This window comes from Maridesulfovibrio sp., assembly GCF_963678865.1.
Classification (GTDB): domain Bacteria; phylum Desulfobacterota; class Desulfovibrionia; order Desulfovibrionales; family Desulfovibrionaceae; genus Maridesulfovibrio.
The window spans coordinates 3,693,273-3,709,885 of record NZ_OY787459.1; the positions used below are offsets into that span (position 1 = coordinate 3,693,273).

Annotated in this window: 11 protein-coding genes and 1 pseudogene; 10 read left to right on the plus strand and 2 right to left on the minus strand. The window is 48.8% G+C overall.

What is annotated here, in order from left to right:
* Positions 1 to 6: 6 nt before the first annotated feature.
* Positions 7 to 1,689, minus strand: coding sequence for an energy-dependent translational throttle protein EttA (ettA, locus tag ACKU41_RS16870; protein ID WP_321402425.1), 1,683 nt, complete (start codon positions 1,687 to 1,689; stop codon positions 7 to 9).
* A 236-nt stretch (positions 1,690 to 1,925) separates the two neighbouring features.
* Here ettA and ACKU41_RS16875 point away from each other — a divergent pair, with 236 nt between their 5' ends.
* The 6 genes and pseudogenes from ACKU41_RS16875 to ACKU41_RS16900 all read left to right on the plus strand — a co-directional run bounded on the left by ACKU41_RS16875 (position 1,926) and on the right by ACKU41_RS16900 (position 8,497).
* Positions 1,926 to 4,247 carry a methyl-accepting chemotaxis protein gene (locus ACKU41_RS16875; protein WP_321402427.1) on the plus strand — a complete coding sequence of 774 codons (2,322 nt, stop codon included), beginning with the start codon at positions 1,926 to 1,928 and terminating at the stop codon, positions 4,245 to 4,247.
* 124 nt (positions 4,248 to 4,371) lie between these two features.
* Complete coding sequence (locus ACKU41_RS16880; protein WP_321402428.1) at positions 4,372 to 4,719, plus strand: TraR/DksA C4-type zinc finger protein; 348 nt, start codon at positions 4,372 to 4,374, stop codon at positions 4,717 to 4,719.
* Between the two features lie 14 nt (positions 4,720 to 4,733).
* Positions 4,734 to 6,719, plus strand: a complete 1,986-nt coding sequence (locus ACKU41_RS16885; RefSeq protein WP_321402429.1) for a cation:proton antiporter — start codon at positions 4,734 to 4,736, stop codon at positions 6,717 to 6,719.
* Between the two features lies 1 nt (position 6,720).
* Entirely contained in the window at positions 6,721 to 7,524 is an 804-nt protein-coding gene (locus ACKU41_RS16890) for a hypothetical protein (protein ID WP_319778709.1), read from the plus strand.
* Between the two features lie 6 nt (positions 7,525 to 7,530).
* A pseudogene (locus ACKU41_RS16895) lies at positions 7,531 to 7,704 on the plus strand (zinc transporter ZupT); the annotation flags it as partial.
* Positions 7,705 to 7,936: 232 nt separating this feature from the next.
* Positions 7,937 to 8,497: a flavin reductase family protein gene (locus ACKU41_RS16900; RefSeq protein ID WP_319778710.1), complete on the plus strand. Its 561-nt coding sequence runs from the start codon at positions 7,937 to 7,939 to the stop codon at positions 8,495 to 8,497.
* A gap of 99 nt (positions 8,498 to 8,596) precedes the next feature.
* Here ACKU41_RS16900 and ACKU41_RS16905 read toward each other — a convergent pair whose 3' ends face one another.
* Entirely contained in the window at positions 8,597 to 10,408 is a 1,812-nt protein-coding gene (locus tag ACKU41_RS16905; RefSeq protein ID WP_319778711.1) for a hypothetical protein, read from the minus strand.
* Positions 10,409 to 10,778: 370 nt separating this feature from the next.
* On the opposite strand from ACKU41_RS16905, the gene ACKU41_RS16910 reads away from it, so the two are divergent.
* The 4 genes from ACKU41_RS16910 to ACKU41_RS16925 all read left to right on the plus strand — a co-directional run bounded on the left by ACKU41_RS16910 (position 10,779) and on the right by ACKU41_RS16925 (position 16,582).
* The gene (locus tag ACKU41_RS16910; RefSeq protein WP_321402432.1) at positions 10,779 to 13,883 is read left to right on the plus strand and encodes a UvrD-helicase domain-containing protein; all 3,105 of its coding nucleotides are present in this window, start codon (positions 10,779 to 10,781) and stop codon (positions 13,881 to 13,883) included.
* A gap of 335 nt (positions 13,884 to 14,218) precedes the next feature.
* Positions 14,219 to 14,965 (plus strand): cobamide remodeling phosphodiesterase CbiR, encoded by a 747-nt coding sequence (gene cbiR, locus ACKU41_RS16915; RefSeq protein ID WP_321402435.1) that lies wholly within the window; start codon positions 14,219 to 14,221, stop codon positions 14,963 to 14,965.
* Between the two features lie 115 nt (positions 14,966 to 15,080).
* Complete coding sequence (locus tag ACKU41_RS16920; RefSeq protein WP_319778714.1) at positions 15,081 to 15,587, plus strand: bifunctional adenosylcobinamide kinase/adenosylcobinamide-phosphate guanylyltransferase; 507 nt, start codon at positions 15,081 to 15,083, stop codon at positions 15,585 to 15,587.
* A gap of 2 nt (positions 15,588 to 15,589) precedes the next feature.
* Positions 15,590 to 16,582: a DHH family phosphoesterase gene (locus ACKU41_RS16925; protein WP_319778715.1), complete on the plus strand. Its 993-nt coding sequence runs from the start codon at positions 15,590 to 15,592 to the stop codon at positions 16,580 to 16,582.
* The last annotated feature ends 31 nt before the right edge of the window (positions 16,583 to 16,613 follow it).

A 16,613-nucleotide genomic window follows, 5' to 3' on the forward strand; every position in this document is an offset into this window, starting at 1 on the left:
TTTTTTTTATCTGGTGAGTTTTCTGTATTTAATGCGGTGGGGTTGGTCAGCGTCCTTGCCCAGCCTCTTTCTGCGGTCCTCTTCGTATTCAGAGTAGGAACCTTCGTACCAGAAGACTGAGGAGTCTCCTTCAAAGGCGAGGATGTGGGTGGCAATGCGGTCGAGGAACCAGCGGTCGTGAGAAATAACCAGCACACAGCCGCCGAAGTTGTTTAATCCTTCTTCCAGCGCACGCATTGTGTTTACATCAAGGTCGTTGGTCGGTTCGTCAAGCAGAAGTACGTTGCCGCCTTCCTGCAGCATAAGTGCAAGGTGGACCCTGTTACGTTCACCACCGGAGAGAACTTTGCACTTTTTCTGCTGTTCTGATCCGGTCAGGTTGAACTTTCCTACATAAGCACGGGCGTTGATTTCACGGTCACCGAGCTTTACGAATTCATTGCCACCGGAAATAACTTCGTAAACTGTTTTTTCCGGATCAAGGGCATTGCGGTGCTGGTCCACATGGGTGACCTGTACGGTTTCGCCGACAATAACTTCACCTGCATCAGGCTGTTCCTGTCCGCTGATCATCTTGAACATGGTGGTCTTACCGGCGCCGTTGGGTCCGATAATGCCGACAATGGCCCCGGCGGGGATCATGAAACTTGTATCTTCGAGGAGCAACTTTTCCCCGGCCTGTTTGTGCACACCTTTCAGTTCAATGACCTGCTTGCCGAGTCGCGGTCCCGGAGGGATGTAAAGTTCCAGTTCGCGTGAGTATTCATCGGACTGCTGGTTGGCAAGGGATTCATATGCACTGATACGGGCCTTGCTCTTGGAGCGCCTGCCTTTGGGGGACATGCGGATCCATTCCAGTTCGCGGGCAAGGGTTTTGCGGCGTTTATCATCTGATTTGGCTTCGTTGGCCAGACGTTTTTCTTTTTGTTCCAGCCATGAAGAATAATTACCTTTCCATGGAATTCCTTTACCCCGGTCCAGTTCCAGAATCCATCCGGCAACATTGTCGAGAAAATAACGGTCATGGGTTACGGCGATGATGGTACCGGCATAGTTCTGGAGATGTCTTTCCAGCCATGATACGGATTCCGCGTCAAGGTGGTTGGTAGGTTCGTCAAGAAGAAGGATGTCCGGTTCCTGAAGCAGCAACCGGCAAAGAGCCACACGGCGTTTTTCACCACCGGAGATTACGGATACCGGTGTGTCTCCGGGAGGGCAGCGCAGTGCATCCATGGCCATTTCAAGGCGGGAGTCGAGGTCCCATGCCCCGCAATTGTCCATTTGTTCCTGAACTTTTGCCTGCCGTTCGAGCAGGGCGTCCATTTCGTCCGGTTCCATCGGCTCTGCAAACTGGGCATTGATCTCGTTGAATTCATTGACGAGCGCAACCACGTCTGCCGCTCCTTCTTCTACTACCTCGCGCACTGTGCGGGTTTCATCAACCAGCGGTTCCTGCTCAAGGTATCCGATTGTGAAGCCGGGGGAAATGTGGGTTTCACCTTCGAAGCTGTCATCAACTCCGGCAAGAATTTTCAGGAGTGAACTTTTACCGGAACCGTTCAGGCCCAGGACACCGATTTTTGCTCCATAAAAATATGAAAGGGAAATATCTTTGAGAATGGGTTTTTTATCGTAATACTTACTTACCCGGACCATTGAATATATGATCTTATCAGGTTCGTTGCTCATCTTTATTACCTCTTTGGTTTCTGTTCGCTTTTGCGTTTTCCCCTTGTGGCAGAAAAAACGATCTCAGGCAATGGTATAGTTATACCGTTAACTTCCCGTAACACTGGTCGATAGTTAAAATCTGCCCAAAAATCCAATCGACTCTAGGTTGTCTGTTTCATTCTGTTTATGCTAGGCATTAGAAAGGTTATATTTAGATGGTGGTTCCAGTAACCTTTAAACCGGGAAGAGTATTTATGAGGGTTAGAAGTATCAATTCTATTGTTGCTGCGATTGTTTTCATATTGATTTCTTTGACGGTCTCCACTGGGGTCTGGTGGGTTTCACATGATACCCATGAGGTTGTTTTTCAGGAAGAAGATAATGCTATGAATGCCATGATTGATGAGTCAATTAAGGCATTGCAGCTATATATGAGCCAGACTACGGATGTAGTCAGACTGGTAGCGAAGAGTCAGGCATCAAGTGAAGCCCTTCAACTCGGGAATGTTCTCCCGGCAGACAGTCTATTTAAATCCCTTATTCTGGGGTCAGACAGTTACTGGGCCGGCTTTCTTTTCGATAAAAACGGCAAAGTTATCGCCGGATATAATGCCAAGGGCAAGAATATGGCCGGAGCGGATCGCGCTTCCCGCGGTTATGTTAAAAAAGTTCTTTCCGGTACTGATTTGTTTATTTCTGATAAGGTCCTGAAATCAAAAAGCGGTGGAGGAATTTTAATTCTGGCCATTGCCCATTCCGTTCGTGATGCCAGCGGTAAAGTTATCGGCGGGATAGGTGTTTTTCCGAAATGGGAGAAATTTACCGAAAGTTTTATTGACGATATCCGCGTAGGTGGAGGCGGTTACGGATATATGATTGACGGTGCCGGGAGCGTAATTGCCCATGCCGCAGACAATAGTCTTTTGCTCAAGGATTTGTCCGAATTGGGATTTATCCAGCATATGCTGAATAATAAAAATGGTGATCATTGGTACGATTGGAAAGGTGAAAAAAAATATTTGAAATTCAAAACTGTGCCGCAGACCAATTGGATTGTCGGGGTAACAACGACTGAAGATGACCTTGGAAGGGCTGCGCGCAACCAGCGTAACTATCTGCTTGCGGGCGCTGCGGTTATGGTTTTACTGCTCAGTTCAGTGATGGTTTTTGTTCTCAGGAAGCTGGTCCTGCAGCCGGTTGAGGGCATTCTTGAATTCTCAACTGAGATTGCCGAAGGAAACCTTAAAGCCGAACTGAAGGGTAAGTACCGGTACGAGTTTGAGAACCTTGCTGATAAAATCAACACAATGGTCGCGGAACTCAAAAACAAGCTCGGCTTTTCCGAAGGTGTGCTTAATGGATTGACTGTTGCCTGTGCCATTGTTGACCCTGACAATGAGGTGCTTTGGGCAAATAAGGAAGTCTGCAGCCTGATTGAAAATGACAGCTCTCCTGATGCTGTAAAAGGTATTAAGGCAGGTGAATTTTTTTATGGAGATCCTTCCCGTAAAACAATGTCTTATGCAGCTGTAGAGACGAACAGTAAGCTTGAAAAGGAATTTGAGTTCACAACGTTGAAGGGTAACGTTAAAAATTTCTTTGCTTCTGCCACTCCCTTCCATGATATGGATGGGAATATTCTCGGTGCATTGACCATAATTATTGATATGACCGAAATACGCCAGCAGGCCGTTGAAATAGAAAAGCAGAATGAACGTATAACCATTGCCGCTGCTGACGCAGAGCAGATTTCGCAGTCACTCTCCAGTGCTGCTGATGAATTGTCCGCCCAGATTGAGCAATCCAACCGGGGGGCGCAGGAACAGCGTGACCGTGTGGCAGAAACATCCACCGCTATGGAAGAGATGAATGCCACAGTGCTTGAGGTTGCCCAGAACGCAGGACTTGCTGCTGAGGATGCCGATTCTGCCCGCGACAAGGCGGAGAACGGGTCACAGTTGGTGCAGCAGATGATAGAATCTGCTGATGGTGTACGCTCACAGGCTGCCGCACTGAAAGAATCAATGGAACAGCTCGGTGTTGAAGCCAAGGAAATAGGCAACGTGCTTGGTGTGATTAATGATATTGCAGACCAGACCAACCTGTTGGCACTGAATGCTGCCATTGAGGCAGCAAGGGCCGGAGAGGCCGGACGGGGCTTTGCCGTTGTTGCTGATGAAGTTCGCAAACTGGCAGAAAATACTATGTCCGCAACCGGTGAAGTCGGCAATGCCATAAAGAAGATTCAGAATATGACCCGGCAGAATATCTCCGCCACTGAGGATGCTGCAGATTCCGCACAGCGCAGCAGTGAGCTGGCTAATGAATCCGGTCAGACCCTGACTGAGATTGTCAGGCTGGTGGTCAATGCTTCGGATCAGGTCCGGGCAATTGCCACAGCAGCGGAGCAGCAGTCAGCCACCAGTGAAGAGATTAATCGGGCGACTGAAGATATCAGCAGGATTTCTCTCGAAACTTCGCAGGTTATGGGTGAATCAGCCCATGCGGTTCAGAATGTTTCTGAAATGGCTGCTAATCTTAACAGCGTGATTGAGAGTATTCAGCCTGATAAATAATCTCCATACTGATCAAAAGGCCCCCTCTGCATTTATCCAGTGTAGAGGGGGTCTCATTTTTATGTGATTCATCTTGCCAGCTGAACTGGGCGGAGTTACGATTGGCCGATTAATGGAGACAAGTATGAATGATAAACAAAAAGAAGAACTTAAAACTAAAATAAATAGTGAAATAGAGAATCTGACCAGACAGGTGAAAGAGCTTGAGGATACGGTAGCTCCGGTCAAGCCGGATGCTGCTATAGGCAGGCTTTCCCGTCTGGATACCATGCTCAATCAGGGGATTAATAAGAGTTCCATTGCCCAGTCCCGGCAGCGGATTCTGAATCTTGAGGATGCGTTGAATCGTCTGGAAAAAGATGTTTTTTTCGGGGAATGCGAAGAGTGCGGCGAAGGTATTCCTATTGCCCGTCTGCTGGCTTTGCCCGAAAGCAGGTTCTGTGTGCACTGTGCAGAGCACCTGGGTGAATAAACAGGAGAGTCGTTGTGGGTATTGCTTCTGATCTGGTCATTCTTATTGTGGCGGGTATGCTGGGCGGTTTTATTGCCCGTATGATGCGTCAGCCCCTTCTGCTGGGCTATATTGTCGCCGGGGTGCTGGTAGGTCCTCATACCGGAGGCATAACTGTTTCCGGCGTGCATGAAATTGAATTGCTGGCTGAAATCGGAGTGGCGCTGTTGCTGTTCACTCTGGGAATCGAATTTTCTGTCAAAGAACTCAAACCCGTGCGTCATGTGGCTTTGATCGGTACACCGTTGCAGATTATCCTGACCATGGCCTTCGGCTGTGGGGTCGGACGTCTTATGGGGTGGGATTCGCATATTTCCATCTGGTTCGGGGCATTTATAGCTCTTTCCAGTACCATGGTTGTGCTCAAGACCCTTGAAAGCAAAGGGCTGGTAGGAACACTTTCCAGCCGGGTAATGCTCGGTATGCTGGTGGTGCAGGATATTGCTATCGTACCCATGCTGATCATAATGCCCCAGCTCGGATCGGAATCTTTCGGTTTACAGGCATTGGGCATGGCCGGGATCAAGACGGTTCTATTCCTGATCTCCATGTTTGTGCTCGGTTCACGGATTATCCCGCGATTCATGAAGGTCGTCGCCAGCTGGAATTCACGGGAAATGTTCATGCTTTCGTGCAGTGCCATCGGGCTGGGCATTGGTTACACCACACATTCTCTAGGTTTATCCTTTGCCTTCGGGGCCTTTGTGGCCGGGATGGTGCTAAGTGAATCCCGTTACGCCTATCAGGCATTAAGCGATATCCTGCCCCTGCGTGATATTTTCAGCCTTATCTTTTTCGCTTCCGTGGGGATGCTCATTGATCCTGTGTATGTATGGGACCACATCGGAACCATCATGATTCTTGCTGCTGCAATCCTTGTGGGTAAAGGGTTGATTTTCGGTTCAATGGCCCGGCTTTTCAATTACCGCAATGTAATCCCGCTGGCCTTGGGGCTGGGTATGTTTCAAGTCGGTGAGCTTTCCTTCCTGCTCCTGCAGCAGGGTGCGGAGTCCGGTTCCTTTCCCAAAGAATATTTCCCCCTCTTTATGGGCGTGGGCATAGTGACCATGCTGCTCACACCGATTATGGCTTCCTGCACCGGGCCTTTGTATTCGCTGCTGCAAAGCCGTCGTAAAAAGGACCCTTTGCAGACTATCAATCTTCCGGAAAGCGAACTTGACGGGCATGTTGTAATCCTCGGTTACGGGCGTTTCGGTTCCTATGTCGCTTATTCATTGCATGAGATTGATATTCCAAACGTGGTAGTGGAGCTGAATGCCAATAAGGTGGAGCAGGCTGCGGATGCCGGGATGTCTGTAATCTACGGTGATGCCGGGAATGAGGTCGTGCTCGAGGCGGCGAGGATTTCCCATGCCAGAATGGTCCTTTTGACTATCCCTTCAGTGCAAGGATCTACTTCCGTGCTGGAGAATGTCCATCGTCTTGCTCCACAGTGTCCGGTTGTGGCCCTTTCGCGTAATCCGGAGCATTTGGAAGTTCTTAATGAGCTGGGAGTACATCATATAATCATGCCTGAATTCGAAACCGGGCTTGAGATGATCCGTCAGACTCTTTTTAATTTTTGTATACCTCCGGTGGAAATTCAAAATGTAATGGATTCTATGCGCCGGGAGAGGTATACCACTGGAGTGGAACGCACTTACTGCAATGCTGCCCAGCTGTTCCGTTTGAGCAGGGCTGCAGAATCCATAAACCTGAACTGGGTTGAAGTGCATAGGGATGCTGAGATTGTAGGCTGTTCCCTTGCCGGAAGTAAAATTCGTACCGTGACCGGGGTTTCCGTGGCTGGTGTGCTCCGTGATGATCATTTTATCCAGAATCCCGACGGTGATTTTATTTTTATGGCCGGTGATATTATGGGAGTTCTTGGTGGTCGAGAAAATATTGAAAAATTCAGGTTGCTTGCATCAGCTCCGCAAGAAGAGGTAGAAGATGGTTAGTATGTTCAGTAGAGAAAAATATATTCTGTTAACGGTTTTGTTGGCCCTGATGCTGGTCGGGTGTGCCAAAACCAATATCCCCGATCCTCGAGGGCTGGGACCTGCTCCCCGCTATTGTGCAGACCCGGTGGATGTTCTTAGTTATTTAGAGGGAATTCCTTACCAAGGAGATGCAGCAGTCAACCGTGACGGTGAGTTTACCTTTTTTGCCCAGCCGGAAATTTTTCTCAAGAAGCCGGGGCTCAATTGCAGCGGCTTTACTGTGGCAGCATCCCGCTACTATTTTAACCGAAACTATAATCTTGCGGATGTCACTCTCGACCGTCTTGCCGACAGCGGTCCGGATTCTCCCTATGGTCAGGATTGGGATTTCGGTTACGACCTTGTCCTCAACGTTACCGAAGGGTTGAAACGCAGGGCTGTGCTTCCGTTTGGGGAGACTGCGGTCATTGAAGATAATAATGGTATGACCCTGCGCGGTTTTGAACTCAGTGACCGCACCGCCTGGGCTGATGTTCTCAGCCAGATGACGCCCGGTCATGTTTATCTCTTTTCCATGAGCAAGCCTATCAAGTTCAAGAATTACAAGGTGCTCCACTATCATGTGGGAGTGATTGTCCCGGATGAATCCGGCCACATCTGGCTTTGTCACGCCACAAGAAAAAGTGGGGTCAACAAAGTGGATATTTCCAATCAAGCCAATCTAGAACCTATAATAAAAGCCAACCCTGATTCTGATCTTGGAGTGCGTAAAATATTAATCATTGAGGCCCCACTGCTTTGTTACCGTAATTCCGGCAGGTAAGGTCATATGGTTGCAGATAATGTATTGTTTGCATTCGGGTTGACCGCTTTTGCAGGTCTTTCCACCGGGATAGGTTCTGCGTTGGCTTTTTTTGCCAAGCGGACCAATCCGCGGTTTCTGTCTATTTCATTAGGATTTTCTGCCGGGGTGATGATTTATGTCTCGTTTATGGAAATCATCTATTTATGGGCTGGTCAGCGGAATGGCGGTGATGGCGTTGTCTCTGTTGCTGTTTTTGTAAGAGGCATTTGATTCGTTTTTTTATGTAAGATGATGCCTCCGGCGGTCAAAATCTTTTAGTTTGCTTTGCGGCTTGGGTTATCCCGGTTGTGCTTTTATGCAAATTCCGGTGGCAATCTATCAATATTTATGGGATTATTAGACCTTGTGTTCGTTTTAATCAGGAGTTCAAATGGCTAAGAAAAATATAGGTATTCAAGGTTTTACCTTGCCCATGCCCCAGACTATTCTGGGTTCACGGCATGAAGGACGTAATAATTTTATGGCTCTGGCCTGGGTTTCACGGGTTAACTACAACCCTTCCCTGATGATGATTTCCGTTGGCAAGCGACATTTTTCCAATGTTGCTATCAAGGCCAGCGGTGAATTCAGCGTGAATATCCCATCGGTGGATATGGTTGAAGTCACGGATTTTGTGGGCCTTGTTTCCGGCTCTAAACTGGATAAGTCCGGCCTTTTCGAGATTGAGCCGGGATTGCTGCAAAACGCCCCGCTGATCAGTAAATGTCCGGTTGCAATCGAGTGCAAGGTGTTCGATTCCATGGAATTGCCCAATGATACTTTGTTTGTCGGGGAAGTTGTCGCTACATGGTGCGATGAAGACGTTCTCACCGATGACGAACCGGATATCAAAAAGGTCAATCCATTTACCCTGACCATGCCCGATAACCGCTACTGGGGAGTCGGAGATTGCGTGGGGCGCGCATGGCATGACGGGAAGAAGCTGACGTAATCCCGAAACTTTTTAATAAGCTTTGTTATCGGTTTTAAAAAAGTATTTTAATAAACAAAGGCCGTAATATTCGTGGAATGTTACGGCCTTTGTTTATTTCTATTTCATATAATGCTTGTAGCAGGCGATGGCATTCATGGCGAAGAGCGAGGTTGTGACCTCGCTGCCGACAATAATGCGTGTGGGATGGCGAACCATGGTCCATTCGTATGCCTTGTAGGGATGCCTGAAGCAGCCTTCGCCGATGTGGTCGTGCAAAATTTTGATGCCCCGCTCAATGAGTCCGTCCCCTCGGTTGGGGTAGCGCAGCAGGCAGAGAGTTGCCACTGCCAGAGAAGCGTCAAAGGGGTTGAGCGTTGCGCCGAGCATGTCGTATTTACAATAATCCATTGCTGCGGCCCGGATTTGTTCAACTTTGCCGTCGGGATCGATAAGTTGCCTTTCATTTTCAGGAATGGTCAGCCATGTTTCATAAAGACGTCCGGCATAGCTGACGTATATTTCCGGCAGATAAAAGCGCACTGCGCTGTCTTTTTTAAAATTTCCGCTCATGAATGCGTTGTGATGGAAGGTCAGAAATCTCTGTACGGTTTTCAGGTTTTCTCCTTCAAGGGCTTTCCATTGATAGCGGTTGGCGAGGATGGATTCCAGAATGTCCATGTTGTGACCGGGGCATATTTCATTACCCAGCGTTTCGCGCACAATACGTCCGTCTTCCTTATCCCGCTTGAACGGCTTGTCGAACCAGAGAGGTACGGAGCCGAAGTAATCCAGTGGACGGGTCATGGTAATGGTCGGGAGGTTGGTCTTGTTGCCTCCGCCGATCTGGTACTCGTTGATGATTTCCACCCAAGGGAAGTCAAGAAAGACTTCCGCTGCACGCAAGAGTTCCTGATTTGCGTTCAGATTTTTTTCTGCCACCAGATCCAGCCATTTACGGCTCATTGCCAGCGCAAGAAAAGTTGTGTCCACATCCGGCACATAGTCATCAAAGCCCAGTTCTTTTTTAGCTTTCCAGTCGCGGGGCTTGAGGTTGCAGAGCGGCAGGCCGTTTCCGTCTTTTGGCAGGCAGGTTATAGCCGGGTGTTTGATTCCGGAATTTGGCGCCACCAGCCATTCCATGCTGGTCACGATCAGGAAATGAAGAATGGATTCCAGCATTTCCCTAAGTTTGTTCTGCTCATCCTGCGGCAGTTCTTCCAGTATATAAAGGTTGTAAAGTTGTTCCCAGAAAATATCGTCATAGAATCCGGTGCGGTGTGTTATCCATGAAACACGCATGGAGAGTGGTTCGGCAATGCCTTTCCATGGGCGGCGGAATATTTTCAGGGCCAGCGGATTGGAGTGCAGAAAGCAGCGCAACAATCCGAAAAGCAGATTGATGTTTTGAAATTCGTATGAACCCAGCCCGGTCATGATGTTCATAAAGTTTTCGCCGTCGCAGACGGAATCTCCGGGCATGACTACCTGTGCGGAAACCGGAAAAAACGGGTCCTTGGGGTTCTTGTTCCAGACCCTGAGGATGTCCGAAAGTACTGCGTTCAGGACTTCATTGACTTCTTTTTCTTTAACCCGCGGAGGTGTGGTGTCTGCTTTTTCACGGATTCGCCACTGCGGGTCCTGCACACGGTCCAGCAGTTTTGCCAGTGGAGCGAAAGTTGTCTCGACCCACTCTTTGTCTGCCCAGTTTTCATAAGTGGCTTGCATGGCTGCTTTCATCATTTCCTGATAAGGACCGATTTTGCTCTGGAAAATAGCCGGATGAGAGCACCAGCGCAGGATAAAATGTTTGAAAAGCGGATTGCCGAAGAGTTTTTTATAAAGTTTACGCAGGTTCTCGCCCGGAACAGTGGGATTTTTACATTTTAAAATCGGGCCGTCACAAATATCGTAGATAGTAGCGTTTCTCAATTTATCTCCAGTTAATTATACGAAGTGGCAAAGCCTTACTAAAAAGTTTTGAGGGTATGGGGGCTGGGGAAGGCCCAATATCCGTTAGATGAGAAGCTTTACTTCGAATCTTACGGATAGAGAGAGCAGAGATGGAAATTTTGCCATGAGTTTCCTTATTTCCCGCCGCCGGAGGTTCCATAAAATTCCCCTACCAAAGTGGAGCGTGCCTTGCAATCCGTTCGCCCTGCATGTAGTGTCCCTTGTAGGCCTTAAAAGGGTTGTGATGATTTGATGATGATATGATAAAGTTTAACTATGACAATATGTTGTGCTTTTTTGATAGATAAGTTGATCAATAAATGATCAAGACGGGGAATAACGGTAGACCATGGAAAGATTTATAGCCGACCTGCATATCCATTCCAGATTTTCACGTGCCACCAGCAAAGCCTTGAATCCGCGCCTGCTTGCAGCGTGGGCAAGGGTTAAAGGTATCGACGTCATCGGCACCGGGGACTTTACTCACCCCGAATGGGTGGCTGAGATTGAAGAGCAACTGGTGGAGGACGGTTCGGGATTGCTTTCCCTGCGGGAGCCGCGAAGGCTGGAGGAAGCAATTGACTGGGTGGACGGCCCGTTTGCCGGGCAGACCCGCTTCATGCTCCAGACCGAAATCAGTTCCATATATAAAAAGTACGGCAAAACCCGCAAAGTTCACAACCTCGTCTACATGCCCGATCTGGAATCGGTTAAAAAATTCAACGCCAAACTTGATACCATAGGCAACCTCAATTCCGACGGCAGACCGATTCTCGGTCTGGACAGCAAAGACCTCCTTGAAATTGTTCTTGAAACCCACGACAAAGCCTTTCTCATTCCCGCACATATCTGGACTCCGTGGTTCTCGCTTTTCGGATCCAAGTCCGGCTTTGATTCGGTAGAGGAATGCTACGGTGATCTGGCTTCAGAAATTTTCGCAATGGAAACCGGACTTTCCTCCGACCCTGAAATGAACTGGTTTATTTCCGCGCTGGATAAATATCGTATGGTTTCCAACTCTGATGCCCATTCCGGTGAGAATCTCGGGCGTGAGGCGAATATTTTCAGTGGTAATATGTCCTATGAAGGAATTTACCGGGCTTTGAGGGGCGAAGGATTGGGCCATAAATTCATGGGTACAATTGAATTTTTCCCGGAAGAGGGCAAGTACCACATGGACGGGCACCGCAAATGCGGAATCATGCTTGATCCCCATGAATCAAAAATGCGCGGCGGAATTTGTCCGGTCTGCGGCAAGCCCCTGACCATGGGGGTTTATTCGCGGGTCATGGAGCTGGCTGACCGCGATGAAGCGCAGCAGCCCAAAGGGCAGCCCGGCTTTGATTCTCTGGTTCCCCTCAAAGAGCTTATTTCAGAGGTGGTTGGCACCGGCCCAAAAACCAAGAAAGTCCTTGGCGTCTACGCCCCGCTGATCAAGGAATTCGGCTCGGAATTTACCATTCTGCAGCAGGTCCTGGTTGAAGATCTCAAGCGGCACAATGTTCATCTTGCGGAGGGAATCCGGCGCATGCGCGAGGGGCAGGTTATCCGCAATCCCGGTTTTGACGGACAGTACGGGACCATTTCCGTTTTTTCCGCTCAGGAGCGGGACGAGATTGTAAACGGCGTGAAACTTGTAGTGATCCGCAAGCCCAAAGGCGATCTTGATAATGCCGGGCCGGAAGCAGAAGTCCGCAAAGCCGCTGAGCCGGAAGAAGAGTCCGGAATAATCCGGTTCAATGAGGCACAGAAAAATGCAATTGAAGCCGGTCCTGACCCCGTGCTGGTAATTGCCGGACCGGGAACAGGCAAAACTCAGACCCTTATGGGTCGGATTAAATTTTTGTTGGAACGGGGAACCCGTGCCCGGCGTATTCTTTCCCTGACCTTTACACGTAAGGCTGCCGAGGAAATGAATGAGCGTATGCGTGTCATGCTCGGGGAGGATGAAGTCCTGCCCCGCGCGGATACATTGCATGCTCTGGCCCTTGAGTACTGGGCATCCGCATTTGACCATGATCCGATTATTTTGAATGAAGAAACCGCCCGCCGGGTATTTGCCCGCGCGAACCCTGAGCTGACCGGTCCAAAGCTTAAGTCAGCATGGGATTCCATCAATCTCTCCCGTGAAACCATGGAGCCGCTCAGTGAGGGTGCTGCTGAGATTTTAGCTAATTATTCCAGGCAAAAGGACCAGTACAATCTTGTGGATTACACCGATCTGCTTGAATTCTGGCTCTCGGAACTAAAGTCCGATAAATATGTGCGTACTTTTACGCATGTGCTGGTGGACGAGGTGCAGGATTTATCCCCCCTGCAGCTGGAAATTGTTCACCGTCTTGCAGGAGAGGAGGGAGAAGGTCTTTTTGCTATCGGTGACCCGGACCAGTCCATTTATGGATTTCGTGGGGCTGCCGGGGATGTGGTTAATCGTTTCCGCGCTTTTTGGGAAAGTCTGATTCAGATAACACTGGAAGATAACTATCGTTCGGCGCAGGGCATTCTGGATGCTTCGGCCTCTGTCTTTGCGAATCCGCCGCAGCTTAAGGCCCATAAAAAATTTGACGCTGAGATACATTTGTTTTCCGCGCCGGACAGCGGGCGGGAGGCTTCATGGATCGGTGAGCGCATTAAGCAGCTTATTGGTGCTACCAGCCACAGTCTTGTGGATGCCGGGGAGCAGGGTACTTTGAGCCCCGGAGATATTGCGGTTCTGGTGCGTTTCAAAGCCTTGATCGGTCCCATTGAAGCCATGCTCAAGCGGCAGGGAATTCCATGCAGTGTACCGGAAACAGAATCTTTCTGGCATGATCCGCGGGTGGAAGTATTACTGGCTGCCGCCCGGCACATGCTCGGTTTTGCTGAAGATGCGGATGACGAGGCACCGGAAGTTCCGGAAAAAATTATTGCGCAGGGACCGCTGGGCCTTTCCGCTTACCTGACCGATATGCCGCCTTTTGATCAGCTTTTTTGGGAAAGCAAGGCCTTCCGTGAAATGGTCAAAGGTTATAAGGAGCATGGCGGCTGGTCCGGTATGCTGAACTGGATTCATATGCAGAATGATCTTGATCTGGTGCGCAGCAAGGCTGAGAAGGTACGGATCATGTCCATGCATGCGGCCAAGGGGCTGGAATTCGAAGCGGTCTTTCTGGCCGGGCTTGATGATGGTATTGTTCCTTTCGCCGGTCCGGATATCCTGACCGGGAAGATTTCCGGGGACGGTCCGCTGGTACAGGAAGATGCTGAAGAAGAACGCAGGCTGCTTTATGTAGGCATGACCCGTGCCCGGCGAAATCTTTATATGTCCCATGCGGGAAAGAGACCGCTTTACGGGCGGACCCTGATGCTGCCGGCGTCTCGTTTTTTAAAGAATCTGCCTGATGTGGTGAAGAAGTCGGCGATGGTTGCACGAAAGGTTCAGAAGGAGAAGAAGATCAGCCTGCTGGATATGTAAGGCTTTCTTCCCGTTCCGTGCGGATAGAGCAAGAGTGTTTTGAAGTTTTAATTACAATAGAAAAACTTTGTAAACCATCTTCTCGTAAACCATTGACATTCTTCGTGCAGCTATGACGCTTAAACCTGCGCCTCTGAGCCTGCAGAAGATGTGCAACGGGTTGAAGTGATGCTGAAAAAAATTCCTGACCCGTTTCATTTTTTTCTCCCGACTTAATTGAATATGCTTTTATTTAAGCAATACCTATGCCGTAAGTTAAAAGGTGTTTCTGCCCGGTGTGTTGTCTAAAAAGGCTAGGTATAAATTATAGGTATTACTGATTTAGGGCGGTAAAAATGTCCAATTTTTTGAATATTAATGCTGCTAATTTTCAATTAGCTGCTCCGTCATGGGTTATTCCCGGAACTGTGGTCGAAAATTGCCGGTTTCTGGCTGGCAAGGTGGATGAGATTGCTTTGCTGTTTTTCGAAGCAAAGTCCTGCCTTGCCTATACCGAAGCTGACCTTCCTCATAAACTTCTTGAAACAGGGCTTTCTTTCCATATCCATCATCCTCTGGATCTGCCGTGGGAAGAAGGCGGCCGCAAGGCGGCTGAGGTCGTTCTTGCCTTGAATAAAAAGGCTGCTCACCTTAATCCATCAGCTCACGTCGTTCATCCCCCTGCAGCAGGGCCTGCAGCAGCAGGGCTGATAGGGGAATTTGCGGAAATAATTGTACGCAGTGAGATAAGGCCTGAGACTGTGCTGTTCGAGAACATCAAAGAAAATTCATTATGCGGCCTGACTGAAATCATCTCGGGGTTTGGGATGAAAATATGCCTTGATCTGGGGCACATACTGGCTTACGCACAGAATGATCTTTTGTATGAGGACCACATTGAAGGATTAGTTTCCATGCTGCATCTCAATGCCCCGGGTCCCAAAGGACGTCATCTAGGGTTAGATAAATTGGATGCCGGGGGGCTTGAAATAATGGGCGTTTTACTTAAAATGCTTGTCAAAGACGGTACCGTGACTGTTGAGGTCTTTGAAGAAGATTCTTTTTTTAAGTCACTGCAATTATTAAGTGATTATTGTACTTAAAGAAATATTAAGTAATACCTTGTGAAATTTTTATTGTGGTTGCAGTCATTGATGGAAATAGAGTACGTAAAGATAGTTTTCCCGTTCTTTTGTGTTCATGTACTTAGGAGAAACCTTGATTACATTTGTGCTGGGGGGCAATAAGTCGGGAAAATCAGACTACGCCCTCGACCTGTTTGCAGAATATTCCGGCCGGAAATGTTTCATAGCCACCGGAAAAGCCCGTGACATGGCTTTCCGGGAGCAGATCATGATTCATCGGAAAGAACGTGATCCATCCATTCCGGTTCTTGAATCAGGGCCGGACTTGCATCAGGTGCTGCTTAAGGCTAGAGAAGGTTACGACCACCTGCTGGTGGACAGTCTGGATTTTTGGTTGTTTGCCTGTTCCGAAGTTTCGGAAGGTGAACAGCTTATCGGGGAGGTAGTCCGGCTTTTGTCTGAATGGAAAGGGCCGGATGTTGTTTTGGTGTCCTGTGAGGTGGGCCTTGGTCCACTGGCAATGACACGTGAAGTTCGCAGCTTTGTTCGCAGGCTGGGATCACTCAACCGTACAATGGCCGCAATCGCAGATGAAGTTTATCTTGTGGCCGCAGGGTTGCCCCTTACCCTGAAGAAGTAGCTATGGCCTATTTTAAACAGCTTGAAGATCAGCTTCAGGATTTGCTCGCCCTTTGTAATAAGGACGAGCGTTGGCTGGTGGTTGTCAATGCCGACCCGGATTCGTTGGGTTCCGCAATGGCTTTCAAACGTATAATCGGACGCAGGGTTGCGGAGGTGGGCATTGCCCATATCAATGAGGTCAAGCGTTTAGACAACCTTGCCATGATGCATTACCTGCGTATTCCCGCCAAAAGGATGATTCCTACCCTTGTGGCCCAGTATGACAGGTTCGCTATTCTCGATTCCCAGCCGCATCATCATCCTGATTTTGATGATTTGAAATTTTCAGTGATAATCGACCATCATCCCCTTCCGGAAGAGCCTTACCCCTACGCGGAGTATGTGGACATCCGGCCCAAGTATGCTGCCAACAGCACCATGATGACCGAGTATCTCTACAACCTGAATATCCGCCCGGCCAAACTGCTGGCCACCGCATTACTGTACGGTATCAAGACCGATACCCAGAGTTTTGAGCGACCGTTTATTGATGATGATGTCAAGGCCTTCAGATATTTGACAAAATATGCTGATATGGACCTCATTAAACGCATCACCCGCAGTGAAATTCATCCTGACTGGTTACGGTATTTTTCTCGTGCTTTTTACAATCTGCGGCGTATCGGCCTCGGTCTTTTCTCTCATATCGGTAAGGTTGAGAATCCAGACACACTCGTCATTCTTGCTGATTTTCTCATGCGTGTTCACGGGGTTTCCTGGGATGTCGTTTCCGGTGTTTACGAGGATACCCTTGTGGTGATTTTTCGTGGTGACGGCATGCGCAAGGATATGGGCAAGATGGCCGCAAAGCTTTTCAATGACATCGGTTCCGCAGGTGGGCATAAGGCCGCGGCGCGAGCTGAAATCCAGCTGAATGCCCTTGAAGACGTTGATCCCGAGTCCTTTGTGCTGAAGAAATTGACCAAGGGCAAAAAGACGGTCAAGCGCATCTGATCCTTTTTTCACTCACATAATTGCAGGGTTT